General features: G+C 72.2%; 23 protein-coding genes and 3 pseudogenes. 10 read left to right on the top strand and 16 right to left on the bottom strand.

All coding sequences use genetic code 11. From position 1 onward, the window contains the following. Positions 1-107 precede the first annotated feature (107 nt). From HUN58_RS21115 to HUN58_RS18460, 3 genes are read right to left on the bottom strand one after another with little or no spacing between them, the layout of a single operon-like run. The gene (locus tag HUN58_RS21115; RefSeq protein WP_368075806.1) at positions 108-335 is read right to left on the bottom strand and encodes a molybdopterin cofactor-binding domain-containing protein; all 228 of its coding nucleotides are present in this window, start codon (positions 333-335) and stop codon (positions 108-110) included. Further along, positions 226-2430 (bottom strand): molybdopterin-dependent oxidoreductase, encoded by a 2205-nt coding sequence (locus tag HUN58_RS18465; RefSeq protein ID WP_368075763.1) that lies wholly within the window; start codon positions 2428-2430, stop codon positions 226-228. The genes HUN58_RS21115 and HUN58_RS18465 overlap by 110 nt, the downstream gene beginning before the upstream one ends. Further along, a complete protein-coding gene (locus tag HUN58_RS18460; RefSeq protein WP_229666975.1) occupies positions 2427-3041 on the bottom strand; it encodes an FAD binding domain-containing protein in 615 nt (204 codons plus the stop codon). The genes HUN58_RS18465 and HUN58_RS18460 overlap by 4 nt, the downstream gene beginning before the upstream one ends. 517 nt (positions 3042-3558) lie before the next feature. On the opposite strand from HUN58_RS18460, the gene pucL reads away from it, so the two are divergent. Continuing rightward, complete coding sequence (pucL, locus tag HUN58_RS18455; protein ID WP_208745647.1) at positions 3559-4434, top strand: factor-independent urate hydroxylase; 876 nt, start codon at positions 3559-3561, stop codon at positions 4432-4434. A gap of 11 nt (positions 4435-4445) precedes the next feature. Continuing rightward, on the top strand, positions 4446-5060 hold the full coding sequence (locus HUN58_RS18450; protein WP_180225650.1) for an NTP transferase domain-containing protein: 615 nt from the start codon (positions 4446-4448) through the stop codon (positions 5058-5060). Between the two features lie 245 nt (positions 5061-5305). Here HUN58_RS18450 and HUN58_RS18445 read toward each other — a convergent pair whose 3' ends face one another. The 6 genes from HUN58_RS18445 to HUN58_RS18425 all read right to left on the bottom strand — a co-directional run bounded on the left by HUN58_RS18445 (position 5306) and on the right by HUN58_RS18425 (position 10354). Further along, positions 5306-6400 carry an alkene reductase gene (locus HUN58_RS18445; protein WP_114850450.1) on the bottom strand — a complete coding sequence of 365 codons (1095 nt, stop codon included), beginning with the start codon at positions 6398-6400 and terminating at the stop codon, positions 5306-5308. 53 nt (positions 6401-6453) lie between these two features. After that, positions 6454-6666, bottom strand: a complete 213-nt coding sequence (locus tag HUN58_RS18440; protein ID WP_180225651.1) for a hypothetical protein — start codon at positions 6664-6666, stop codon at positions 6454-6456. A gap of 49 nt (positions 6667-6715) precedes the next feature. Beyond that, positions 6716-7162, bottom strand: coding sequence for a MarR family winged helix-turn-helix transcriptional regulator (locus HUN58_RS18435; protein WP_180225652.1), 447 nt, complete (start codon positions 7160-7162; stop codon positions 6716-6718). Between the two features lie 178 nt (positions 7163-7340). Further along, the gene (locus tag HUN58_RS20685; protein ID WP_254631706.1) at positions 7341-8201 is read right to left on the bottom strand and encodes an MMPL family transporter; all 861 of its coding nucleotides are present in this window, start codon (positions 8199-8201) and stop codon (positions 7341-7343) included. A gap of 46 nt (positions 8202-8247) precedes the next feature. Continuing rightward, positions 8248-9702 carry an MMPL family transporter gene (locus HUN58_RS20680; RefSeq protein WP_254631546.1) on the bottom strand — a complete coding sequence of 485 codons (1455 nt, stop codon included), beginning with the start codon at positions 9700-9702 and terminating at the stop codon, positions 8248-8250. Between the two features lie 22 nt (positions 9703-9724). Continuing rightward, entirely contained in the window at positions 9725-10354 is a 630-nt protein-coding gene (locus HUN58_RS18425; RefSeq protein WP_208745646.1) for a TetR/AcrR family transcriptional regulator, read from the bottom strand. 194 nt (positions 10355-10548) lie between these two features. On the opposite strand from HUN58_RS18425, the gene HUN58_RS18420 reads away from it, so the two are divergent. The 4 genes from HUN58_RS18420 (at position 10549) to HUN58_RS18405 (ending at position 15021) form a co-directional block, all read left to right on the top strand. Next, the gene (locus tag HUN58_RS18420) at positions 10549-11244 is read left to right on the top strand and encodes a YafY family protein (RefSeq protein WP_180225655.1); all 696 of its coding nucleotides are present in this window, start codon (positions 10549-10551) and stop codon (positions 11242-11244) included. 91 nt (positions 11245-11335) lie between these two features. Then, positions 11336-11713: a VOC family protein gene (locus HUN58_RS18415; protein ID WP_058740547.1), complete on the top strand. Its 378-nt coding sequence runs from the start codon at positions 11336-11338 to the stop codon at positions 11711-11713. A 56-nt stretch (positions 11714-11769) separates the two neighbouring features. Then, the gene (bla, locus tag HUN58_RS18410; protein WP_254631476.1) at positions 11770-12792 is read left to right on the top strand and encodes a class A beta-lactamase; all 1023 of its coding nucleotides are present in this window, start codon (positions 11770-11772) and stop codon (positions 12790-12792) included. A gap of 171 nt (positions 12793-12963) precedes the next feature. Continuing rightward, positions 12964-15021, top strand: a complete 2058-nt coding sequence (locus HUN58_RS18405; RefSeq protein WP_254631477.1) for a transglycosylase domain-containing protein — start codon at positions 12964-12966, stop codon at positions 15019-15021. Positions 15022-15230: 209 nt separating this feature from the next. Here HUN58_RS18405 and HUN58_RS18400 read toward each other — a convergent pair whose 3' ends face one another. The 4 genes from HUN58_RS18400 to HUN58_RS18385 form a co-directional block, all read right to left on the bottom strand. After that, on the bottom strand, positions 15231-16268 hold the full coding sequence (locus HUN58_RS18400) for an ABC transporter substrate-binding protein (protein ID WP_180224819.1): 1038 nt from the start codon (positions 16266-16268) through the stop codon (positions 15231-15233). Between the two features lie 73 nt (positions 16269-16341). Beyond that, positions 16342-17268 (bottom strand): ABC transporter ATP-binding protein, encoded by a 927-nt coding sequence (locus tag HUN58_RS18395; protein ID WP_254631478.1) that lies wholly within the window; start codon positions 17266-17268, stop codon positions 16342-16344. Then, positions 17265-18368, bottom strand: coding sequence for an iron chelate uptake ABC transporter family permease subunit (locus HUN58_RS18390; RefSeq protein ID WP_254631479.1), 1104 nt, complete (start codon positions 18366-18368; stop codon positions 17265-17267). Before HUN58_RS18390 ends, HUN58_RS18395 begins: the two co-directional genes overlap by 4 nt. After that, positions 18365-19435 (bottom strand): iron ABC transporter permease, encoded by a 1071-nt coding sequence (locus HUN58_RS18385; protein WP_254631480.1) that lies wholly within the window; start codon positions 19433-19435, stop codon positions 18365-18367. The genes HUN58_RS18390 and HUN58_RS18385 overlap by 4 nt, the downstream gene beginning before the upstream one ends. A gap of 28 nt (positions 19436-19463) precedes the next feature. On the opposite strand from HUN58_RS18385, the pseudogene HUN58_RS21110 reads away from it, so the two are divergent. From HUN58_RS21110 to HUN58_RS18375, 3 genes and pseudogenes are all read left to right on the top strand, one after another. Beyond that, a pseudogene (locus HUN58_RS21110) lies at positions 19464-19826 on the top strand (siderophore-interacting protein); the annotation flags it as partial. Between the two features lie 20 nt (positions 19827-19846). Further along, positions 19847-20257 (top strand): SIP domain-containing protein, encoded by a 411-nt coding sequence (locus HUN58_RS21105; RefSeq protein ID WP_217488554.1) that lies wholly within the window; start codon positions 19847-19849, stop codon positions 20255-20257. A gap of 42 nt (positions 20258-20299) precedes the next feature. After that, positions 20300-20625 (top strand): annotated as a pseudogene (locus HUN58_RS18375) (VOC family protein). 178 nt (positions 20626-20803) lie between these two features. On the opposite strand, the gene HUN58_RS18370 reads toward HUN58_RS18375, so the two are convergent. From HUN58_RS18370 to HUN58_RS18360, 3 genes are read right to left on the bottom strand one after another with little or no spacing between them, the layout of a single operon-like run. Further along, positions 20804-21718 (bottom strand): carbohydrate ABC transporter permease, encoded by a 915-nt coding sequence (locus tag HUN58_RS18370; RefSeq protein ID WP_114849850.1) that lies wholly within the window; start codon positions 21716-21718, stop codon positions 20804-20806. 1 nt (position 21719) lies between these two features. Then, the gene (locus tag HUN58_RS18365) at positions 21720-22685 is read right to left on the bottom strand and encodes a carbohydrate ABC transporter permease (RefSeq protein ID WP_114849849.1); all 966 of its coding nucleotides are present in this window, start codon (positions 22683-22685) and stop codon (positions 21720-21722) included. Between the two features lie 54 nt (positions 22686-22739). Continuing rightward, on the bottom strand, positions 22740-24062 hold the full coding sequence (locus HUN58_RS18360; RefSeq protein WP_208745645.1) for an extracellular solute-binding protein: 1323 nt from the start codon (positions 24060-24062) through the stop codon (positions 22740-22742). A 253-nt stretch (positions 24063-24315) separates the two neighbouring features. On the opposite strand from HUN58_RS18360, the pseudogene HUN58_RS18355 reads away from it, so the two are divergent. Further along, positions 24316-25289 (top strand): annotated as a pseudogene (locus HUN58_RS18355) (alpha-L-arabinofuranosidase); the annotation flags it as partial.

The following is a 25289-nucleotide window of genomic DNA, read 5'->3' as shown; positions in this document are numbered from 1 at the left end:
CGCGACGGGGTTGTACGGCGCCTCGCTCATGGACTTCGCGCCGAGCGGTCCGAGCGGGTCCGAGGTGACGGCGTTCGGCACCCGGTAGGAGCGGAACGCGTCGGTCGTCACCCGACCGTCGTCGTCGAGGCCTGCGCGGCACCACCCTCGACCTGTCCGCGCAGCTGCTCGGGGTTCAGGACCGTGCCGGCGTCGACGGCCTGCACGCTGTGGAGCACGCGGACCTCACCGGTCGGCCGGTGCACCGCCACCCGGGCGCCGTGCACCGTGAAGGCCAGCGAGCGCGGGGTGCCGTCGTGGCTGCCGTGGGCGACGAGCGGTCCCTCGGCGAGCAGTTCGGCGTGCCCGACGAGCTCGTCGCCGACGCGTCCGGGCCGCGACGAGCGTGAGCGCCCTGCCGGTCATCTGCTCGTGCAGGTCGAGCGCGGCGGCGTACAGCGCCTTGCCCGCGACGACCATCCCCGCCGACCCGAACGCACCCGTGTCGTACCGGGCGGCGTCGGTGTCGGACTGGTGCACGTCGACCCGGTCGGGCGTGGTGCCGAGCGCCGTCGTCCGGTAGCGGCCGTCGGCCGTGGCCTCGACGGACGCGTGCGCGTGGTGCCCGCGGGGCGGCATCGTGGCGATCGCCGCGAGGGCGATCCCGGTGCCGTGTGCCCAGTCGCCGGAGTCGTCGAGCACGGGCCCGTCCATCGCGGGGACCTCGGGCAGGGGTGCGCGGAGGGCGTCCTCGACCAGGTCCAGGCACTGGTCGAGGCCGTAGCTGCCCTCCCAGCGCAGGTCGTCCTGTTCGTCGGGGTCGGTGACGACGAGAGGGTCCCCCGGCACCACGACGTTCCGGCGGCGCAGCTCGAACGGGTCCAGGTCGAGGCGACGCGCGAGCTCGTCCATCGCCGACTCGATCGCGAAGACGACCTGCCCGAGGCCGTACCCGCGGAACGCCCCGGACGGCAGGTTGTTCGTGTAGACGGACTCGGCGTCGACCCGCTTGACCGGGCAGCGGTACACGGCGACCGACTCGCTGACCGAGTGGAACATCACGCCGACGCCGTGGTTGCCGTACGCACCCGTGTCCATCGTCTGGTCGACGTGCATCGCGGTGAGCCGGCCGTCCACGTCGGCGCCCAACCGCACCCGCACGCGCATCGGGTGCCGCGTCGGCGCGATCGTGAACTCGTCGCGTCGGCTGAACTCGTACTGCACGGTCCGTCCGGTGCGGAGCACCGCGAGCGTCACGAGGTCCTCGGTGAGCATCTCCTGCTTGCCGCCGAACCCGCCGCCCACGCGCTTGGCGACCACGCGCACCCGGGCCGGGTCGAGACCGAAGACGTGCGCGATCTCGTCCCGCACCAGGAACGGGACCTGCGTGGCGGTCCGCAGCACGAGCCTCCCGTCCCGGTCAAGCGATCCGCGGGTCGCGTGCGTCTCGAGCGCCGCGTGCGAGACGCGACCCGTCGACCACGTGCCCTCGACCGTCGCCGCGGACGCGGCGAGGGCACCCTCCAGGGCGATGCGGTGCTCGGCGGTGGTCTTGTCGCCGTGCAGCAGCGGTGCACCGGGGAGCCGCGCGGCGTCGACGTCGTGCACGCTCGGCAGCACCTCGTACGTGACCCGGAGCAGGGCGCAGGCCTGTTCCGCGATCCGGACGCTCTCCGCGACGACGGCCGCGACGCGCTGTCCGCGGAACCGCAGGACGGGGTCGAACACGCGGGTGTCGTCGGGGTCGTCGAGCCGGGAGTCGTGCCGCCCGGTGGAGAACAGCACACCGGGGTCGTCCCGGTGGGTGAGCACGGCGTGCACGCCCGGGAGCGCCTCGGCGGCGCTCGTGTCGATCGCGGTGACGCGGGCGTGCGGGTGCGGGCTGCCGAGGACCGCGAGGTGCAGGAGCGCCTCGGTCCGGCGGACGTCGAGCGTGTACTCCTCGTCGCCGGTGACGATGCGCATCGCCGCGGGTGCCGCGACCGAGGTCCCCACGGCGTCCCCGGCCGTGGCGCAGGCGGTGTTGCGGACCCCGTCGAGGGCGTCCTCGATCGCGCGGTACCCCGTGCACCGGCACAGGTTCCCCTTGAGCGCCCGGTGCCGGTCGGTCAGCTGGTCGTCGTCGAGCGTCGACGCCGTGACGACGTACCCGGCGGTGCAGAACCCGCACTGGAAGCCGGGCGCCTCGGCGAACGCGCGCTGCACGGGGTGCGGGTCGGCGGCGGTGCCGAGGCCAGCGGCGGTGGTGACCGTGCGGCCCTCGAGCCGGTGGGCGGGCGTGATGCAGGAGTGCACGGGGACGCCGTCGAGCAGGACCGAGCAGGCACCGCAGTCACCGGCGTCGCAGCCCTTCTTCACCGCGGTCACGCCGTGCTCGCGGAGCAGGGTGCGGAGGACCTGGCCGGGCTGCGGGGTGGTCTCGAGGGCGGTGCCGTCGACGGTGAGCCTCATCGGGCGCCCCCGGCTCGACGGTTGCCGCTGTGCCCGGTCGCGCCGGCCTCGGCGACGAGCTCCGCGGCGAAGCGGCGCGAGACCCCGCGTCGCCAGGTGGGGGAGCCGTGCGGGTCGTCGTACCAGTCGTCGTGGCCGGCGAGGACCGCGTCCACCGCGGCCGCAGTCGGGACGGTGTCCCAGCGCAGCACGAGCGGGCGCGGGACGCCGCCGGTGACGACCAGGACGAAGCCGGCACCGGTGGCTGTGCCGGCACCGGTGCCGGTGTCGGCGTCGCGGTCGGTGCTGCTCCACCGTGCGGTGACGAGCGTCCCGGTCCGGCCGTGCGGGCTGAGCGACACCCGGCGGAACCCGGTCTCCTGGCGCAGCGCCGCGGCCGGCACGTCGAACGCACGGACGACCTCGCCCGGGGCGAGCGTGGTCGAGCGCGGTCCCGTCACGAGCTCGGCGACCGGCACCCGGCGCTCCCCGCCGTCCGTCGTCCACACCACGGCCGTCGCGTCGAGCGTGACGAGCAGCGCCGTCACCGCGCCCGCCGGCAGCGCCGTCGCGACGTTGCCGCCGACGGTCGCCGCGTTCCACACCTTGAAGGACGCGAGCAGGGCGTTCACACACCGGTCGACGAGCGGCCAGGCGCGCCAGTTGGGCTCCCCGCAGCCCGTCCGGGGTGCGCTCGGCGTCCGGCCAGCCGAGGCCCGTCAGGTCGACGAGGCCGGTCGTGCCCGGCTGCTCCTCGGAGTACAGCCAGGTGCCGCCCGCGAGGGGCTGCTCACCGGGGGCGAGCGCGAGGTCGTCGCGGTGCGACGGTGTCCGCACGGTGCGGACGGAGACGAGGTCCATGAGGGGGTCCGATCAGGGTGACGGTCGACGGGTCGGGTGTCGCCGCCGGCCGTCGACCGTGCGCGATCATGCCGCGGTTCCACGCCCCATGGGCAGACCTGGACGCCGCTCGGGGTGCGGACGTGCGCGCCACGGGGCCTCCTCGGGTCGGATCGGTTCGTGGCGGCAACGCTAGGGAACCGGTGTTTCAGCGTCGTTACGGGCCAGCGACGCCCGGGTCACGTCCGGTGCCGGAACCCGTGACCTGATCGACGCACCCCCGAAACAACCGGGTGTCATCGTCGCCGCATGGACACCACCGCCACCGCAGCCCCCGTCACGACCTCCGTCCGCCTCGGCGCGAACCAGTACGGCAAGGCCGAGGTCCGACTCGTCCGGGTGACCCGCGACACCGTCACGACGCAGCTGCGGGGCGCGGCGCTCGCCGAGTCCTACACGGAGGGCGACAACGCGAAGGTCGTCGCCACGGACACGCAGAAGAACACCGAGGACTTCCTGCTCCGCCTCGGTCGGCACTTCGCGACGGCGTTCGACTGGTACGACGGCTCGACGCTGTCCGCCGAGCAGCACGCCTGGGAGCGCATCGCGGTCGACGGCCGGGAGCACGACCACTCGTTCGTCCGCTCGGGTCGGGGCACCCGCACCGCCGTGGTGCAGGTCGACGGCGACGACGTGCACGTGCTCGCCGGTGTCACCGACCTGACCGTCCTGAAGTCGACCGGCAGCGAGTTCCACGGCTTCCCCCGCGACGGCTACACGACCCTGGCGGAGACCGACGACCGGATCCTCGCGACCTCGGTGACCGCCCGCTGGCGGTACACGCCCGAGGCGGTCGCCGCCGGCATCGACTACGACGCCCTGTACGCCGGGGTCCTCGACCGGATGCTCGCGACCTTCGCGGACCTGCACTCGCTCGCGCTCCAGCAGACCCTGTTCGCGATGGGCCGCTCCGCGATCGAGGCGTTCCCGGAGATCGCCGAGGTGCGCTTCTCGATGCCGAACAAGCACCACTTCCTCGTCGACCTCGCGCCGTTCGGCCTCGAGAACCCGGGCGAGGTGTTCTTCGCCGCCGACCGCCCCTACGGCCTGATCTCCGGCACGGTCGCGCGGGACGGGGTCGCCGAGGCCCCGGCCGCGTGGGCGTCGGTGCCCGCCTTCGTGTGACCGGCGACCCCGTGCCGGAACGGCGCCGCGTGGTCGGGGTCGTCCTCGCCGCGGGTGCCGGCACCCGGATGGGCACGCCGAAGGCGCTCGTGCGGAGCCCGGACGGCGTGCCGTGGCCGACGCTCGCGGTGGACGCCCTGCGCGCGGGCGGCTGCGCCGAGGTCGTCGTGGTGCTCGGTGCCGCCGCCGACCGTGCACGGCCGCACGTCCCGACCGCTCCCGACGTTCGGGTCGTCGTCACCGAGGACTGGGCGGCCGGGCCGGGGGCGTCGCTCGCCGCGGGGCTGCGTGCCCTCGGCGACGAGGACACCTCCTGCGTCACCCTCGTCGACCTGCCGACGCTGCCCGCCGCGGTCGTCCGGCGCGTGCTCGGGCCGGGGTCAGACCGCCACGTCCTGCGGCGGGCGGTGTTCGGGGAGCGGCCGGGTCACCCGGTGCTCGTCGGTCCGGCGCACCGCGCAGCGCTGCTCGCCGCGGTCACGGCCGACCCGGGGGACCGGAGGGCGGGTGCGTGGTTGCGGCGGGCCGGCGTCACCGGGGTCGAGTGCGCCGACCTGTGGGACGGCGAGGACCGGGACCGGGACCGTGATGGTTCCGAGTGTCCCGTCCCATCGCAGCTGCCGTAGGAAGCCGAACCGCGCATGGTCGGTCGTTCCTCCCGGCCTGCAACGCGCGGATCAGCATCCGATGCGCGGATCGTCCTCCTCCGCGCGGTTCGGCAGGGCGGGTGGCGGAAGCGACCGGGAGACGGACGGGAGGCGCGGTGCCGGCTGGCACCGTCCTCCCTCGCAGGCTCGGTCGGCGCGCCCCGCGCAACGCTTCGCGTTGCCGCTGAGCGGGGCGCGCCCGTCCTGTGCTGTGGTCGCGTCGACTACGCGGCCTGCTCCTGGGACTCGGCCAGCGTCGGGTAGTCCGTGTACCCCTCGGCGGTCGCGCCGTAGAAGAGCTCCGGGCGTGGCTCGTTGAGCGCCGCGTCCTGCTCCCAGCGCTCGGCGAGGTCCGGGTTCGCGATCGCGGCACGGCCCACGGCGACGGCGTCCGCGAGGCCACCGTCGAGCAGGGTGATCGCCTCGTCGCGGGTGGTCATGGAGGAGAAGCCCGAGTTGGCGATGAACGGCGCGCCCGCGGTGCGGCGGACGTGCTGCACGAGCTCGCTGCCCGGCTCCGCGTTCAGGACGTCCACGAAGGCGAGCCCGAGGGGCGCCAGGCCCTCGGCGACCGCCGTGTAGGTGGCCAGCGCGTCGGCGTCGTCCTCCTCGAGCACGCCCTGGATGTTGTGCTGCGGCGACAGGCGGATGCCGACGCGGTCCGCGCCGATCGCCTCGGCGACCGCCGCGGTGACCTCGACGGCGAAGCGCGCGCGGTTCTCCGGGGAGCCGCCGTACTCGTCGGTGCGGGTGTTCGACACGGGGGAGAGGAACTCGTGCACCAGGTACCCGTTGGCGCCGTGCACCTCGACCCCGTCGAGCCCCGCCGCGATCGCGTTGCGGGCGGCGCGGACGAAGCCCTGCACGGCCTCGCGGACCTCGTCGGTGGTGAGCTCGTGCGGGACCGGCATGTCGGCCTTCGAGCCGTCGGCCAGGTGCGTCTGACCCGGGGCGGCGATCGCGGACGGGCCGACGATGCGCGGGGTGCCGGAGATGTCGGTGTGCGACACACGGCCGCCGTGCATGAGCTGCATGACGATGGTGCCGCCGCGCTCGTGGACGGCGTCGGCGACGCGGCGCCAGCCGGCGACCTGCTCGTCGGTCTCGATGCCGGGCTGGCCGGGGTAGGAGCGGCCCTCCTGCACGGGCCAGGTGCCCTCGGTGATGATCATGCCGAGCGAGGCGCGCTGGGCGTAGTGCTCGACGAGGAGGTCGTTCGGGACACCATGGGCCCCGGCGCGCGTCCGGGTCAGGGGTGCCATGACGATGCGGTTGCGGAGGTGGAGTGCGCCGAGGTCGGCGGGTTCGAAGAGCTTCACGGCTCCGTTGAACCACGTGTTGCCGGGTGCAATTCCCCGGGCACGGCAGATGCTCAGCGACCGGGGCACACGAGCCTGCTCGAGCGGACCTGTCCCTCGGGGCGGATCACCGTGTGCTGCGACAGCGGCTGGTGGCAGATCGGGCACGGACGGTCCACCGAGCGGTCGTCGACGCCCTCGGCGTGCCCGGCGCCGATCTGCGACGGGCCCATCTTCTCGATGAGCGTGCGGTTCCAGCGGTCGTACCAGCTGCCGAAGCGACCCACGGCCCGTCCTTTCGTTCGTACACCAACCATTGTGGCACGAAGGAGTTCGTCAGTCGAGGGTGTCGACCCGACCGAGCAGCTCGGTCAGGTCGTCCTTGAGGCGTTCCAGCCGTTCGAGTGGCCAGCCCAGCCGGTCCGCCACGGCGAGGGGGACCGCGCGCGCCTGTTCCCGGAGGGCACGGCCGGCGGTGGTGAGCGACACCTCGAGCTGTCGTTCGTCGGCGGTGCTCCGGGCCCGGCGGACGTACCCGGAGGCCTCGAGCCGCTTGAGCAGCGGGCTGAGGGTGGCCGAGTCGAGGCGGAGCTCCCCGGCGATCTCGCGCACCGAGCGGGGGTCGTGCTCCCACAGGGCGAGCATCACGAGGTACTGCGGGTGCGTCAGGCCCATCGGGTCGAGCAGGTCGCGGTAGAGCCCGATCACGCTCCGGCTCGTCGCGGCGAGGGCGAAGCAGAGTTGGCGGTCGAGCGCGAGCGGGTCGACGTCGGTCGAGGTCATGCGTCCACGGTACTTCGTGCGCGAACGGTCGGCGAGGTTCGAGCCCATCGCAGCCGACGTGGGATGACGAACCGCGCGAAGGGGGCCGGAACTTCCTGCCTCCCTCGCGCGGATCGGTCACCCATGCGCGGATCGGTCACCCACGCGCGGATCGGTCACCCACGCGCGGCTCTGCGCCCTACGCGCGGTGCGTCGGCGTGTGTCCCTCGTGCGGGTTCGCGTCCGGGGCGACGTCCGCCGCGTGCGACCCGCGGTGCTCGGCGTCGCCGTGTCCGCGGCCGTCCGTCGGGTGCGAGCGCTCCAGGCTCGCGCCCTCGACGTCGACGTCCGGCAGGATCCGGTCGAGCCACTTCGGGATCCACCAGGCGCTCTTCCCGAGCAGGTGCATCACCGCCGGGATGAGGAGCATCCGGACCACGAAGGCATCGATCAGCACGCCGAACGCGAGCCCGAAGCCGATCGGCTTGATCGTGGAGGAGTCCGAGAAGATGAAGCCCGCGAACACCGAGATCATGATGATCGCGGCGGCCGTGACCACCGCGCGGCCGGCGTGCAGCCCGCGCTGGACCGCGACCTTCGCCGAGGCTCCGTGGGCGTAGGCCTCCCGCATGCCGGACACCAGGAAGAGCTGGTAGTCCATCGCCAGGCCGAACAGGATGCCGATCTCGATGATGGGCAGGAAGCTCAGGATCGGCGCCGGGTCGTGCACGCCGAACACGGAGCCGAGCCAGCCGAACTGGTAGATCGCGGTCAGGCCGCCGAACGAGGCGAGCACGGACAGGATGAACCCGGCCGTCGCGGTGATCGGCACGAGGAACGACCGGAACACCACGATCAGGATGATCAGCGACAGGCCGACGACGACCGCCAGGTACAGCGGCAGCACGTTCGAGAGCTTCTCGGACACGTCGATGTTCGCGCTGGCGTTGCCCGCGACGCCGAGGGTGACCTTGCCGTCGTCGGTCGACACCGTCTGCTCGCGCAGGTCGGTGACGAGCCGTTCGGTCGAGATGCTGTCCGGGCCGCCGGCGGGCTTCACCTGGAACGCGATGATGTCGCGGTCCTTCGCCTGGCCGATGGTGACCTCACGTGCGGTGACGTCGTCCTCCGACACCGACTTCGGCAGGTCGGCGACGACGAGCAGCGGGCCGTTCTGTCCGGCGCCGAAGTCGCGGTCGAGCGCCTTGTACGCCTTGTACTGGCTCGAGTCGACGGACTCGGACGCACCCGAGGGCAGGCCGAGGCGCATCTGCGTCGCCGGGATCGCGACCACGCCGAGCACGAGGACGCCGGCGACGAGCGTGACGACCGCGCGCCAGGTCGACATCGGCTTGTTCGGCACCCGGATCGAGCCCGTGTTGCCGATCCGCTGCCGCTCCTTCCTCCGCAGGATCCGCATGCCGAGCAGCGAGAGCAGCGCCGGGGTGAACGAGGTCGCGCAGGCCGAGGAACGGGATCCCGGTGATGTTCAGCGCGAGCAGGGCGACGATGACCGTCGTGCCGGCGAACACCACGGCGTTGCCGGAGGTGCCGTTCGCGAGCCCGATGGACTCGTGGACGTCCATGCCGGCCTTCAGCTGTGTCCGGTGCCGGTTCAGGATGAACAACGAGTAGTCGATGCCGACCGCCAGGCCCAGCATCACCCCCAGCACGGGCGTGACCGAGATGAACTCGACCAGGCTCGAGAAGGACAGCGAGGCGAGCGTCGCGACCCCGACGCCGAGCACGGCGGAGAGCAGCGGGATCGCGGCACCGATGACCGTGCGGAGCATGAGGAACAGCACGAGCGCCGCGATGATGACGCCGACGATCTCACCCGGGCCGAGGATGGACGGCACACCCTGCGCGATGTCGTTCGAGACGTACACGGCGACGCCGTCGATCTTCGCCGACCCGGCCTTGTCCGAGATCGCCTGCTTGGTCTCCTGCGGCACCTCGTAGGTCGACTTCGTGAACTGCACGGTGCCGATCGACGACTGGCCGTTCGACGACACGAAGCGGATGTCCTTCGACAGGTCGAGCAGGTCGGAGCCCTGCTCGAGCTCCTGCTCGCTCGTGTTCAGCTTCTGCTCCGCCGCCTGGATCTGCTGCTCGCCCGAGGTGATTTGCTGCTGCTGGCTGCTGCGGCACCGCCGGCGGCCTCGGCCTGGCTCTTCTTCGCGTCGAGCTCCTGCTGCGCGGCGGCGATCTGCTGCTTGCCGGATGCCAGCTGCGCCTGCTGCTGCTCGATCTGCGCGCGGCCGTCCGCGGACGCCCTTGACCCCGTCGAGGTCCTTCAACCCGTCCAGGAACGACTTCACGTCGGCCTTCTGGGTGTCCGTGAAGGCCTTGCCGTCGGTGGTCTGGAACACGATCGTCCCGTTGCCGCCGTTCGCCGACGGGAACTTGTCGGCGAGCTCGTCCTGCACCTGGCTCGTCTTGGTGTNCTGGAACAGGCTGAAGGTGAGCCCGGCGATGCCCATGATGACGATCCAGGCGATGATCACCAGCCAGTGCCGTCGTGCGGAGAACCGTCCGAGACGGTAGAGGAGACCGGCCATGCGGCTGCTCCGTCCTTTCGTGTCAGGTGCTGTTGCGGTTCGGGGTGCGCCGGTGGACCCCGGGGGAGGGAGGTGTCAGTGCGCCGGCATGTAGCCGGAGCGGACGCTGTGCACGAGGCGGCTCAGCAGCTCGTCCCAGGCGCGCAGGGTCGCCGGGGTGAGCTCGGGGCCGTGGTGGACGAGCCACGTCCGCGCCGGGGTGCCGCCTTGCGACCTCGTCGCGCAGGCGCTCGGTGACCCGGCCGAACGCGGTCTGCGTGAGCACCGCGGCCTTCGAGTCCTCTTTCCCGGGGTCGCCCAGGATGTTGTACATCCCGGCGATCGCGGGGGCGAGGTCGGCACCGCGCGCGGCGGACTCGAGCTCGTCGAACATCGAGGCCCGGCTGCCGTCGCCGATCGGCGTGCGCGCCATGTCCGCCAGGAACCGGTCGATGATCACCGACAGTTCCTGCTCGCACACCGCGAGCAGGACCTCGTCCAACGAGGCGAAGTGGTTGAACACGGTGCGCCGGGCGATGTCCGCCCGGGCGGCGAGGTCGTCGACGCTGAACCCGCGTCCACCCTGCTCGTCGACCAGGTCGCGTGCGGCCTGCAGGATCGCCGCACGGTGCTTCGCCTTGAGGGCGGCACGGCGGTCGGTCGAGATGGTCACGGGTGTGAACACTAGGTGCATCGATGCACTCGGTGCAACGACTCCGAGGGCTTGCCCAGTTTCGTCCCCCGACCCTGAGACGACGAGCGGGACGGCGGCGCGCGGGTCGCGCGCGGTGCACGTCGGACCGGCGGTCGGACGGGAGGCNCGGGGCGGGCCCGCCACGCGCCTCCAGGCCGTACTGTGGTCGCGTCGTGAACCGCACCGATCGTCTCTACGCGCTCGTCGAGGAGCTGCGCGCGGCCGCGCCCGCGCTGCGGAGCGCGCGGACGCTCGCTGCGCGGTACGGCGTGAGCGCACGGACCGTCGAGCGCGACCTGCGCTCCCTGCAGGAGGCGGGCGTGCCGATCTGGGCGGAACCCGGCCGGACCGGCGGCTACACGCTCGACGCCCGCGCGACGCTGCCGCCGCTCGGGCTGACCGCAGAAGAGGCGCTCGCCGTCGCCGTCGGCCTCGGGGCCCTCGCGACGAGCCCGTTCCGCGACGCCGCGCGCAGTGCCGCGCAGAAGGTGCGGGCGGTGCTGGCGGAGGACGACGCACGGCGCAGCGCCTCGCTCGCCCGACGGGTGCACCTGCTCGAGACCGGTGACCGGGTGCCGGGACCGACCGCGCTCCTGCCCGCCCTGGCCGGCGGCCGGGTCGTCCGGCTGCGGTACCGGGACGCGCAGGGGAACGAGACCGACCGGGCGGTCGAGCCACTCGGGTACGTCGGCAAGGGCGAGGACTGGTACCTCGTTGCGTGGTGCCGGCTGCGCGACGGGGTCCGCGCCTTCCGCGGCGACCGGGTGCTCGGGGTCGAGCCGACGGACGAGCGTGTGCCACGGCGGGCCGTGCGGTTCGAGGAGCTCGACATCCCGCACGGGGTGCTCCGGTCCGTGCTCGCGGACTGAGCGCATCCGGCGGAACACCGACAGGACGCTGTCGCGGGGCTGCGTGAACCTGGTGCCGGGCGGTCACCGCAGGCCGCCCGGAGAGGACAGCGTGGAGTTCACGTCGATCAGGATCATCACCGCCGACCTGGCGGGCACGACCGCCTTCTACGAGGCGGTCACCGGCACCACCGCACACCGACCGGCGCCGGTCTTCGCCGAGGTCCGTGCCGGCGGGCTCGTGCTCGCGCTCGCGGCGCCGGAGACCGTCGCGGGGCTCGGTGCGGGGGCGCCGGTGCCCGGGCCGAACCCGGGGCTCGTCGTGGAGTTCTCGGTCCCGGACGTCGACGCGGCGTTCGACCGGCTGCAGGGGTCCGGCGTGCTCGGCGAGGTCGTGCTGCCGCCGACGACGATGCCGTGGGGCAACCGCTCGACCCTGTTCCGGGACCCGGAGGGGAACCTCGTCAACCTGTTCAGCCGGCCGGCCTGAGCCGCAGCCCGGTCGTTCTCAGCACTGCGTGGGTCGGATGCGGCAGGCTCCGACGCGTGGGAGCGACGAGGACGACGGACGCGCGGACGACGGGCGTGCGGAAGGCCGGCGTGCGGGCGGCGGCGGTCGGGGTGGTGGCGCTGACGGCGGTGCTGCTGACAGGGTGCACCGCGGGCGGGGGCCCGGGCGGGTCGGGGTCGCCGGCCGGGTCCGCCACGCCCGCTGCGGCACCCACCCCGACACCGTCCGCCGTGCCGACCGCCACCGTGCCGACGGCGACGGTGCCGATCATCGATGGCACGACCCGGCAGGCGTTCGCGGACCTCGAGCGTCGGGACGGTGCCCGGGTCGGGGTCGTCGCCGTGGACACCGGCACCGGCCGGTCGCTCGGGTACCGCGCGGACGAGCGGTTCGCCTTCGCCTCGACGAACAAGGTGCAGATCGCCGCCGCGGTGCTCGCCGCCTCGTCCCCGGCGGACCTCGACGAGGTCGTGCACTACGACCGCGGCGACCTGCTGTCCCACGCCCCGGTGACGACCCCGGCCGTCGACACCGGCCTGACCGTGCGGCAGCTCGTCGACGCGGCCATCCGGCAGAGCGACAACACCGCGGCGAACCTGCTCGTCGAGCGGGTCGGCGGCGTCGCCGGGGAGACGCGGTGGCTGCGCGGCCTCGGTGACACGACGACGGACGTCTCGCGCACCGAACCGGACCTCAACACCGCCGTTCCGGGGGACCGTCGTGACACCACGACCCCGGCGCAGTCCGCCGCGGACCTCCGCGCCGTGCTGCTCGGGGACGCGCTCGACGCCGACGACCGATCGCTGCTCCGCGACTCGATGCTCGGCACGACGACCGGGGCGTCGACGATCCGCGCCGGCGTGGACCCGTCCTGGACCGTGGCGGACAAGACCGGGACCGCGTCCTACGGCGTGCGGAACGACGTCGCGGTCGTGACCCCGCCGGGACGGGACCCGATCGTGCTCGTCGTGATGACGGCGCACGGCGCGGCGGACGCCGAGCCCTCGGACGCGCTCGTCGCCGAGGCCGCGCGGATCGCGATCGCGCACCTCGGCTGACACCCGCCGTCGGTCACGACGGGGTCACGACGAGCCCCTCGGGGTAACGATCCGTACCGACTCGGTCCTTTCCCAGCGCGCGTGCCGGTGTCACCCCGGGAAACCCGGGCGGACGTCCGAACAGCGCTGGGAGGGTCACCCCCGGACGCCATCGATCGACGAGGGGGAATCATGACCGGACGACGGGTGACGGGGGCCGCTGCCGGCTTCGTGGGCGGCAGCGTGCTCGTCGGGCTGCTGGTGGGGATCGGGGTCACGCCCGTGCTGGCGGTCGCGGGGGTGGGGACGACCTCGGCGATCGACCTGTTCGACTCGATGCCGGAGTACATCGAGATCGGCGACCTGCCGACCCGGAACGAGGTCTGGGCGTACCAGGGCGGGCAGCCGGTGCACCTCGCGGACGTGTGGGACCAGAACCGCCAGGAGCTCGCGCTGGACCAGATCAGCGACACGCTCGAGCACGCCGCGATCGACGGCGAGGACAAGCGCTTCCGGGAGACCGGCGGCGTCGACCCGACGAGTCTCGTGCGCTCGCTCGTCAGCGTCGTCGCGTCGGGCGGGGACGGCGGGACGGGCGGGTCGACCCTGACGATGCAGCTCGTCCGGAACATCAAGATCCAGCGGGCGAGCGAGCTGCCGACCGAGCAGGAGCGCGAGGCCGCGACCGCCGAGGCGACGAAGCGTTCGCTCGACCGGAAGCTCGCCGAGGTGAAGCTCGCGATCGGGCTCGCGAAGGAGTACTCGAAGGACGAGATCCTCGCCGCCTACCTGAACATCGCGTACTTCGGCGACCAGACCTACGGCGTGCAGGCGGCCTCGCAGCGGTACTACGGCAAGGACGCCGGCGACCTGTCCCCGGCCGAGGCGGCGTCGCTCATCGCGATCGTGCAGTGGCCGGACGCACGCGACCTCTCCTCGCCGGAGCACCACCCCGACAACCAGGCGCGCCGAGACGTCATCCTCCGCTCGATGCACCAGCAGGGGCACCTCAGCGACGCCGACCTGCAGGCCGCGTTGGCATCCACCCCCGCTGACTACGTCCGCCTGACGGCACCGAGGCAGGGGTGCGAGTCGGCCGTCCGCGGCGCGGAGTTCTTCTGCGCGTACGCCGTGCAGGTGGCGCAGTCCCTCCCGCAGCTCGGCGCCGACACCGCCGCGCGGGAGCAGGCCTGGCGCACCGGCGGCTACCGGGTCCAGACGACGCTCGATCTCGACCTGAACACGCAGCAGAAGGACCTGCTCGATCGGTACGACCGCGAGGGGGAGACCCGGTTCGCCCTCGGCGCGACGCTCGACACCGTCGAGGCCGGCACCGGGCGCGTGCTCACCATGGCGCAGAACACCGACTACGACCGGTCGTCCGCGGCACCGCCGACCGCGACCTCGCTGAACTACGCGACCGACGAGTCGAACGGCGGCTCGAAGGGGTTCCAGGTCGGGTCGACGTACAAGATGTTCACGCTCCTGCAGTGGCTCGAGTCCGGCCGCAGCCCCGACGCCGTGGTCGACGGCACCCGCACGGCCCGCAGCGTCTGGACGCAGTGCGGGGAGCGCGTCACGACGAAGGCGTGGAACCCGAAGAACGACTCGGCGGGCCAGACCGGGCCGTACTCGGTGCGGGCAGCGACGGCGCAGTCGGTGAACGCCGCCTACGCGGACATGGCGTCGAGGCTCGACCTGTGCGACATCCGCGACACCGCCGCCCGCCTCGGCGTGCACCCGGCGACGGGCGGCGAGCTCCCCGCGAACCCCGCCGCGGTGCTCGGGACGACGAGCATCGCGCCGCTGACGATGGCGGCCGCGTACGCCGGGATCGCGAACGGCGGCGTGTACTGCGCGCCGGTCGTCATCGACCAGGTGACCGGCCGCGACGGCACGCAGCTCGGTGGACAGCCCGCCGCGTGCACCCGGGCGGTCTCCGCCTCGGTCGCCCGGACGGCCTTCCAGGTGATGCAGGGCGCGTTCCGCGGCGGCACCGCGAGCGGCGGGCAGACGCCGGACGGCACGACCCTGTTCGGCAAGACGGGCACGACCGACTCGGCGGACCAGATCTGGCTCGTCGGGGGCAGCGAGCGGGCGGTCACGGCGTACTGGCAGGGCAACACCGATGGTGGCCAGGCGAACCTGCGGCACTCCGCGAACGGGCAGGGCGGCACGTACGCCGGGTCCCGCGCAGCCGTGTGGCGGCAGGCGCAGACCGCCGTCAACGCCGCCCTGCCCGTCGGCTGACCTCCGCCGTCCGACATCGATGGAGCAGCAGACGTCGGGTCGGCACGGGACACCCGACGGCTTCTGCTCCATCGACGGGACGGGACGGGACGGGGACGGGGACGAGACGACGGGGGGGCAGGGACGGGTCGCGTCCGGACGCGACCGGGAACGGACGGGAGGCGCGGTGCCAGCCGGCACCGCGCCTCCCGTCCGTGGGGTGGTGGGGTCTACGAGACCTTCTTGCTCTCGCCCAGCCAGCCCGCGAGCTTCGTCATGTAGTCGGCCTGCGACGCGTAGTCGAGGGCCGGGAAGGTCCAGCTGTGCACCTGGCCGGCCTGCAGGGCCGCGTTGTCGGCGAACGTCGGCTGCTTCTCGAGGTCGGACACCTGGTAGCCCTGCTGCGACAGCAGGATCACGTCACCGGAGATCTGGCCGGCGTTCTCCCACGAGTAGATGCCCCAGTAGAAGCCCTTCGGCTTCGGGGTCACGAAGTCGACGCCGAACGACGAGTACATCTGCAGCGTGGGCTCGTCGGAGGGTCGCGTGACGTACGCGCCGTCGCCGTCCGCGTACATCGAGACGACCGAGACGTCGCTCGCCTTCGCGGCCTTCTCGAGCTCGTCCTCGGCCTTGTCGAAGCGGTCCTCGGCGGCCTCGACCGTCGACTCCGGGGCACCGAGCGACTCGGCGAGGTCGGCGATCTTCTCGATGACGTCCTCGCCCTTCCCGCCCCACTCGACCTGGACGACGGGCGCGATGGCCTCGACCTGCTGCTGCTGTTCCTTGTCCTTGAAGCCGTAGCCCGGCTGCGTGGTGTCGAGCGTGCCCTTGTCGTCGGTGGGGTAGACCGACGTGACGACGAGGTCCGGCTTGAGTGCCGCGAGCTGCTCGAGGTCGATGTCGCCGTAGCCGGTGCCGAGCTGCGCGATGCCCTTGGTGTCCAGGCCCTCGAAGCGCTGGTCCTTCGCCATGGTGAGCTGCCCGAAGGTGCCGACCGGGCGGAGGCCGTACTCGATGAACGAGATGGCGATGTCGTTGAGGACCACGACGCGCTTCGGGGTGCTGTCGAGCTTGACGGTCTTCCCGGTGGCGTCCTCGTACGACCAGGGTCCCTTCGCGGCGGCGCTCGAGCCGGAGCCGGCGGCGCTGCCGTCGCCGGAGCGGCCGGAGCCGTTCGAGCCGGTGCAGCCGGCGAGCAGGAGGGCCGAGAGGGCCACGGAGGTCACGAGGGCGGCGCGCAGGGAGCCGCGGCGGGGGATCTTCACGTTAGGAGAGCCTAACCTAAGTCTGTACGGCCTGCCAGCCCCTGCTGGTTCAGGCCGGTCCTGCTCGTCCGGTTCAGTCCTGCTCGTCCGCCTCGGGCACGATCATCGGGGCGCCGGTCACCGGGTCCGGGACGACGCGGGCGTGCAGGCCGAAGGCCCGCTCGAGCACCTCGGGCGTCAGGACCTCGTGCGGGGCGCCGTCCGCGACGACCCCGCCGTCGTGCAGGACCACGAGCCGGTCGGAGTACCTCGCGGCGAGCGACAGGTCGTGCAGGACCATCACGACGGTGGAGCCCTGCTCCCGGTTGAGCCGTCGCACGAGCCGCAGGACGTCGAGCTGGTGCGCGAGGTCGAGGTACGTCGTCGGTTCGTCGAGCAGGAGCGTCTCGGCCTGCTGCGCGACCACGAGCGCGATCCACGCCCGCTGGCGCTGCCCGCCGGACAGGCTCGCCACGTCGCGGTGCGCCACCTCGGTCAGTCCGGTCGCGGCGATGGCCTGCTCGGCGACGTCGGCGTCCTCGGCGGTCCAGGGGCGGGCCCAGGACTGGTGCGGGTTCCGGCCCCGCATCACCAGGTCGAGGACGCTCGTCCCGGCCGGGGCCACGGGCGTCTGGGGCAGGATCGCGAGCTTCCGCGCGACCGCACGGTTCGGCTCGCGCCGGATCGGGACGCCGTCGAGCAGGACCTCGCCGGCCTGCGGCCGCAGCACCCGGCCGAAGGCCTTCAGCAGGGTCGACTTCCCGCAGCCGTTCGCTCCGAGGAAGGTCGTCACGGTGCCGCGTTCGATGCGCAGGTCCAGGTCGCGGAGCACCGGTTCGCGGTCGTAGCCGACGGACAGGCCCCGGGCCTGCAGCACGGGCACTCCGACTGGAGGCGCGGTGCGGGTCGGTCCGTCGGCCGGCGTCGTCGAGGTGGTCGCGGCTGCGTCCGTGGTGGCGGACGTGGCGGCCGTCGCTGCCGTGGTGTCTGCGGTGGTCGCGGGTGCGGTGCGTGCGGTCATCGGGACATCTCCTTGCGGTGCCGGACGAGGAGCCAGATCAGGTAGGGGGCGCCGACGACGGTCGTGACGATGCCGACGGGGACCTGCCAGGGGAACGCGGAGCGGGCGAGCAGGTCGGCACCGAGCACGAGCACGGCCCCGAGGGCGCCGGCGAGCAGCAGCGGCGGCCGGTTCGTCCCGGCGAGCCGCAGCGCGACCTGCGGCACGACGAACGCGACGAACCCGACGGGTCCCGCGGCGGCGACGGCGGCGGCTGTCAGGACCACGGCCAGCGCGATGACGAGCAGCCGGTGCCGCTGCACCCCGAGGCCGACGCCCGTCGCGACCTCGTCACCGAGCTGCCCGATGCCGAGCGCCGCACTCGTCGCGAGGGCCAGGGGGACGGCGACGGCGGCCACCACGAGCAGGGGCCACACGGACGACCAGGACGTGCTCGACAGGCTGCCCACGAGCCACTGCGAGGCGGCGGTCGCCACGGTGATCTTCGCGCGGACGAGCAGGTAGCTCGTCATCGCGTCGAGGGTCGCGCTGACGCCGATGCCGACGAGCACGAGCCGGTAGCTCTGCACACCGCCGCGCCACCCGAAGCCGTACACGGCGGCGGCCGCGACGAGGGCGCCGATCGTCGCGGCGACCGGGATGCCGCCGCTGGTGACGACGCTCGACACCGAGTACGAGCCGCCGCCGAGGACGATGGCCGCCACCGCACCGACGCTCGCGCCGGAGGTGACGCCGATGATGTCCGGCGTGCCGAGCGGGTTGCGCGTGACGGTCTGGGTCAAGGCGCCCGCGACGCCGAGGACGAGCCCGACGAGCGCGCCGACCAGCACCCGGGGGAGTCGGAGCGTCGTGACGATGAAGCCCTCCGGGCCGTCCTCGACGCCGAACAGGGCGCGGACGACGGTGCCCGGTGCGATCCAGGTGCTGCCGACCGCGACGCCGAGGACGACGAGCACGACGGCGAGGGCGAGCGCGGCGACCGTGTACCCGAGCACCAGCGGGCGCCAGGCCAGGCCGACGGGGCCGACACGGACGCCGCGGCGGACCGGGGCGGCGGTGCTGCGGGGTGCTGCGGCGCTGCGCGGTGCGGCGGCGCTCACAGGGACACCAGCGATCGGCGGCGGGCGACGGCGACGAAGACCGGGCCGCCGATGACCGCGAGGACGATGCCGACCTCGACCTCGGAGAACCCGCCGACGAGCCGCCCGACGACGTCCGCGACGAGCACGAGCGACGCGCCGACGAGGGCCGAGACGGGCAGGGTCCACCGGTGCCCGGTCCCGACGAGGGCACGGGCGACGTGCGGCACCGTGAGTCCGACGAACCCGATCGGACCGGCGGCCGCGGTCGCGCCGGCGGCGAGCAGGGTGATGCCGCCGAGGCCCACGAGCCGGGCGACGAGGACGTTCTCACCCAGGCCGCGCGCGAACTCCGCGCCGAGGCCGAGCGCGTCGAGCGACCGGACGTTCCAGATCGCGAGCGCCAGCCCGACGAGCAGGAACGGTGCCGCGGCCGTCAGCACGTCGAGCTGCCGTGCCGCCAGGGAGCCGACCACCCAGAGCCGGTACGCGTCGAGGGACTGCTGGTCCGTCAGGACGATGAAGGACGTGACCGCGCCGAGCAACGCCGAGACCGCGGCGCCGGCCAGGGCGAGGGGCACCGGGCTGGCCGTCCCGCTGCCGGCGATCGTCACCGAGAACACCACGACGCTCGCGACCACCGCGCCGGCCAGGGCGAACCACACCGTCGCGCCGGTGCTCGTGACGCCGAACACGTAGACGCCGAGGACGACCGCGAGTCCGGCTCCCGACGAGACGCCGAACAGGCCCGGGTCGGCGAGGGGGTTCCGCGTGTGCCCCTGCATGAGCAGGCCCGCGATGCCGAGGGCTGCGCCGACCGCGGCGCCGATGAGCGTTCGGGGGATGCGTGAGCCCCACACCACGGCCTCGGTCGTCCCGGACCCCGAGCGCGTCAGGCCCGCGAGCACCTGGTCCACGCCCAGGCGGTTGCTGCCGAACAGCATGCTGGCGACGGCGGCGAGTGCGAGGACCGCGACCAGGCCGAGCACGACGGTCGTCCGACGGCGGACCGCGGTGCGGTGGACGCCCGTGGCGCTCGGCGGAGCGGGCGGTCGCGCGGAGGTCACGACGAGATCGGGGGATGGCACGCGGACCATCTTAGGTTAGCCTTGCCTCATGGCGAAGATCCCGCGGCTCATGCCCGAGAATCCCCGGCTCTTCCGTGCCCGCGTGCTCCGTTCAGCCCGGGTCACGCCGTCGATGCACCGGGTCACGGTCACCGGGGACGACCTGCACGAGTTCCCCTTCGCCGGGTACGACCACTGGTTCCGCCTGTTCCTGCCGCTCCCGCACCAGCAGCACCTCACGCTGCCCGAGATCGACGGCAACCGCTGGTACCCGCAGTACCTCGCCATCCCGCAGGACACCCGACCACACCTGGCGAACTACACCGTCGCGGGCTTCCGACGGCTGCCGGACGGCACCGCCGAGCTCGACGTCGACTTCGTCGTGCACGCCGACGCCGACGGCGCGCTCGAGGGTCGTGCCGCGATCTGGGCGTGCGCGGCCCGACCCGGCGACGAGCTCGCGATGCTCGACCAGGGGCGCATCTTCGACTGCCCGGACGACGTCAGCCAGGTCCTGGTCGCCGCCGAGGAGACCGGGCTGCCTGCGGTCGTCGGCATCGCCGCGTCCCTGCCACGGGACACCGTCGGCCGCATCGTGCAGGAGGTCCCGACACCTGGATCGTCCGTGAGCACCTCGACCCGCACGGGGTCCCCGGACGTGCCGCGCTCGCCGAGCTCCAGCGGCATGTGCCGTGCGACGACCGGGTGTACGCCTTCGTCGTGGGGGAGTCCCGGCTCGCAACCGAGGGGCGCCGGCACCTGCACCGCGCGGGGGTCCCGAAGTCCCGGATCACGTTCTCCGGGTTCTGGAAGCACGACGCCCGGCAGGCCGTCCCCGCGTGAGCCCGGCCGTCCCCGCCTGCCCCGGCCGGGTAGCGTGCGGGCATGAGCGTCCGACTGAGCGAACTCGTGCTGAACTGCGACGACCCCGAGGTGCTGTCGCGCTTCTGGTGCGCCGTCCTGGACTACGTCGAACTCGGCAAGGACGAGGACGGCATCGAGATCGGCCCGGCGTCCGGCTTCGGCGGGGCGACCCCCACGATCATCCTGTCGAGGAACCCGCAGCCGAAGCACCAGCCGCTCCGCCTGCACCTCGACGTCTCACCGGTCGACCAGGACCAGGACGCCGAACTCGAGCGGCTGCTGGCCCTCGGCGCGACCCCGAGGGCAACGAGTTCTGTCTCCTCCGGACCCGCCTCGATCCGCTCTGAGTCGTCTCCGACGCGGACGTTCCTTCCCATCGCACTCGCGGTAGGAGGACGTTCCGCGCACGGAACGCCGTTCCTCCGGGTCTCCTTTGCGCGGATCTGCCTCCCACGCGCGGATCGGCTTCCGACGCGCGGATCGGCGACCGGCGAGCGTGGGCGCGGGGTCGCGCCGGGACGGGCGTCAGCCCTTGAGACCGGAGCCGGTCACACCCTCGACGATCTGCCGCTGGAAGACCAGGTACAGGATGATCAGCGGCAGGGCCGCCAGGATCGCCCCGGCCTGGATGTCGGCGTACCGCTGGCCGAAGCTGCCCTGGACCGTGGCGAGTCCGACCGGGATCGTCATGAGGTCCGGGTTCGACAGCACGAACAGGGGCAGCAGCAGGTTGTTCCACACCCCGACGAACGTCAGGATCGCCACCGCGGCGATGACCGGACGCGACAGGGGCAGGATGACCGACCAGTAGATCTTCCACATGCCGGCGCCGTCGATGCGCGCGGCCTCCTCGAGCTCCTTCGGGATGCCGTCGAAGAACTGCTTGAAGATGAACACCGCGATCACGGCGGGCACCTGCGGGAAGATCACCGACCAGTAGGTGTTCAGCAGGTTGACGGCGTTGAGCTCCTGGAAGATCGGGATGATCAGGACCTGCGTCGGGATCATGATGCCCAGGATGATGAGCAGGAACGCGACGTTCCGCCCGCGGAAGGCCAGCCGGGACAGTGCGAACGCCGCCATCGAGGCGAACAGCACCGTGAGGGCCGTAGTGAGCAGGCTCGTGATGCCGCTCGCCAGGTACCAGTTCCAGATGTCGCCGGCCTGGAACAGCGACGCGTAGGAGTGCAGCGTCGGGTTCCAGTTCGACAGGATCGCGTTCGCGCCCAGGGCTGCGACGCCGTTGTCGGACAGCGACGTCTTAAGGGCGAACAGGCTCGGGATGAGCCAGATGATCGCGAACACGGTCAGGATGATCGCGGCCGTGATGTTGAAGCCCTTGCCGGAGACGCCGATCTTCGCGGCGTTCGCGGGAGCTGCGGCCGAGACGCCCGTGCGGACGCGCCGGCGGCCGGTGGTGATGCTCTCGGTGGCGGTCATGTCAGGCACCGATCTCTCGCTTGGCGGCAGCGCGCTCGACGAGCTGCCGGATGACCGCGATCGCGACGATCACGATGAACAGGAGCACCGAGGCCGCGGACGCCGCACCGAGGCGGTTGTCCGTGAAGCCGACGCCGGTGATGAGCTGCAGCGAGACCTGGGTCGAGATGCCCGGCCCGCCGTTCGTCATCAGGTACACCTGGTCGAAGATCTTCAGGCTCGCGATGATCTGCAGCAGGATGACGAGCGTCGTGGTGCGGGCGAGCAGCGGCAGCGTGATCGACTTGATCTGCTGCCAGCTCGACGCCCCGTCGACGGCTGCGGCCTCGTAGAGCTCGCGGGGGATCTCCTGCAGCCCGGCCAGGTACAGCACGAAGTTGAACCCGAGCGTCCACCAGACCGTGGCGATCGCGACGCCGATCATGGCGGTGTTCGGGCTCGCCAGGACGCCCGCGCCGGGGGTCAGGCCGATCGCCTGCTGGACCGAGGCGAACAGGCCGGTGGCCGGGGTGAAGATGAACACCCAGATCAGCGAGATCGTCGCCGACGGCAGGATGAACGGCAGGAAGAACGCCAGGCGGAAGAACCACTGCCCGCGGTTCATCCGGTTGGTCAGCACGGCGAACACGAACGCCAGGATGACGAGCGGCGGGGTCGTGTAGAGCGTGAACTGCAGGGTGTGCCAGAGCGACGACCAGAAGTCGGCGCGTCCGAGCATCTCGGCGTAGTTCGCGAACCCGGCGAAGCTGCCGAGTCCGGTGCGGACGGTCGAGGTGTTGAAGAAGCTCGTGACGAGCATCCACACCGTCGGGCCGAGCAGGAAGGCCAGGTAGAACAGGCCGAAGGGGGCGAGGAAGAGCCAGCCGGAGCGTCCCTGACCACGGCTCATGGCGTTGACGCGGGGACGCGAGCGGCCGGTGACGGCCCTGGCGTCCGTGGGTCGGGTGAGAACTGGTGCAGCGGTCACGTCATCGTGCCTCTCGTGCGGGGTCCACGTGGATCGAAGGGGTCGCGCGCCGGATCACAGCGGGCTCGGGGTGTTGAGGTACGTGGACAGCTGGTCCTTGATCGCCGAGAGCGCCTGGGCCGGTGAACTGCTGCCCTGCTGCACCAGGGCGAGCTGCGCCCCGACGGTGTTCTCGAAGGTGGACCCGGAGCCGCCGTACCAGGCGGGGTCGTCGAAGACGGCGGTCTCGGCGGCCGACGCGTAGTTCGACTGCGGTGTGAGCTCCTTGAACGCCGTGCTGTCGAACGTCGGCATGTAGGCCGGCACGTGCCCGCCCTGCGCCCACGTCAGGCTCTGCTCGAGCATCTGCTTGATGAACAGCATGTGGGCCTTGCGCTGCTCGGGCGTGCGGTCCTTGCGTGGCAGGATGAACGTGTGCGAGTCCGCCTGGGTGGCCGGCTCGTCGTACAGCTGCGGTACGGGCACCATGCCGAACTTCAGGCCCTTGATCGACTGGGCGGTGCTGATCTCCCACTCGCCCTGCATGAAGAAGCCCGCCTTGCCCGTGAACATCAGTGTCTGGGCGGTGGCGTAGTCGAGGCCCTTGTTCAGCCAGCCGTTCTTCACCCACTTCTGGGTCATGTCGGTGACCTTCATGTAGGCGTCCTCGTTGACGGTGAGCTTCGCGCCGCCGTCGCTGATGAACGGCGTCGCCCCGTTGATCTGGTTGTACATCGTCCAGAAGAAGCGCCACGGGGTCGCGACCTCGCTGACGTTCGCGACGTTCAGCGCGGTGCCGCCGGTGACCTTCGCGACCGCGGCGAGCGCGGCCTCGAAGTTCTCGAGCCCGTTCAGGTCCTTGAGCTTGCCGTCCGAGTCGATCAGGCCCGCCTTCTGGCACACGTCAACGTTGTAGAAAAGGACGAAGGGGTGCGTGTCGAGCGGGATGCAGATGTTCTTGCCGTCGGTCTTCTGCGCCGTCCACGCCTTCTGGTTGAAGTCGCTCGCGCTCAGGCCGACGCTGGCCAGGTCGTCCGCGGAGATCGGGTCGAGCAGGTCCCCGTCCCAGAGCGGCTTCGCCCGGGTCAGGTGCGCGATGGCGACGTCCGGTGGCTTGTTCCCGACGGTCGCCAGTGTGACCTTCGAGTAGTACGGGTTGCCCCAGGCGAACGTGGTCGCCTGCAGGGACGACGAGCCGCCGTGCTGCTTGGCGTAGCCCGCCTCCATCGCCTGCATGCGGAGGCCGTCGCCGCCGCCGAACAGGTTCCAGAAGACGAGCGTCTCGGGGTTGACGAGGGGCAGGACCGCGGCTCCGGCGGCTGCTCCGGCGAGCAGGCTCCGCCGGGTGAAGGCACCGCCGCGGGACTGCGGGGTGGGGACAACGGATCGGATCGGCATGGCATCACTCCATCGGGACAGGCCGAGTCGGAGCAGGGTCGGTGCTCCGTGAGCGCTCACACTAGTGGTGCTCGGGGAGCCCCGCCACCCCTTCCGTGAACGTCACGACGAGGGCGCCTCCCCGCTTCCGCACGGCGCCGGAACCCGCTAGCGTTGCCGATGGACGTGAGCGCTCACTTTCGTGTCGGGCTGCGCACGTCCACCTGCAGCACGACGCACGAACCGCACACGGCACCTCGACAGCGCGTTCACCGTGGGGCCGGTGCGCCGTCGCCTGTTCGGCGGGTTCGTCGAGCACCTCGGACGCCACGTCTACGACGGCATCCACGAGCCGGCGCACGAGACCGCCGACGAGCACGGCTTCCGGAAGGACGTCGTCGAGCTCGTCAAGGAGCTCGGCGTCTCCGCCATCCGCTACCCGGGCGGCAACTTCGTCTCGGGCTACAAGTGGGAGGACGGTGTCGGCCCGGTCGAGCAGCGCCCCCGCCGCCTCGACCTCGCGTGGCACTCGACCGAGACGAACGAGGTCGGCCTGCACGAGTTCCAGCACTGGCTCGACGCCGTCGGCTCCGAGCTCATGCTCGCCGTGAACCTCGGCACCCGCGGCACGCAGGAGGCCATCGAGCTCCTCGAGTACGCGAACATCGACGCCGGTACCGCCCTCAGCGAGTACCGCCGCTCGAACGGCCGCCAGGAGCCCTTCGCCATCAAGATGTGGTGCCTCGGCAACGAGATGGACGGCCCGTGGCAGCTCGGTCACAAGAACGCCGAGGACTACGGCAAGCTCGCCGCGATGACCGCCAAGGCGATGCGCCAGATCCAGCCCGACCTCGAGCTCGTGGCCTGCGGATCGTCCGGTGCCTCGATGCCCACCTTCGGCGAGTGGGAGCGCACGGTCCTCGAACACGCCTACGACGATGTCGACTACATCTCCGCCCACGCCTACTACGAGGAAGAGGGCGACCTGTCCTCGTTCCTGGCCTCCGGCGTGAACATGGACCACTTCATCGACACCGTGACGACCGCGGCCGACCACGTCAAGGCGCACAAGAAGTCCGACAAGCGGATCGACATCTCGTTCGACGAATGGAACGTCTGGTCGCTCAGCAAGTGGAACGAGCAGCAGAAGACGTTCGAGCTGCAGGTCGAGGCCATCGCGCCCGTCGTCCAGGTCGAGTGGGGCGGGAAGGGCGAGGACGTCATCGAGAAGATCGCCAGATCGGAAGA

The organism is Curtobacterium sp. Csp1 (assembly GCF_013347185.1).
Note: the sequence above shows the minus strand (reverse complement) of the source record. Positions and strands in the feature narration are given on the sequence as shown.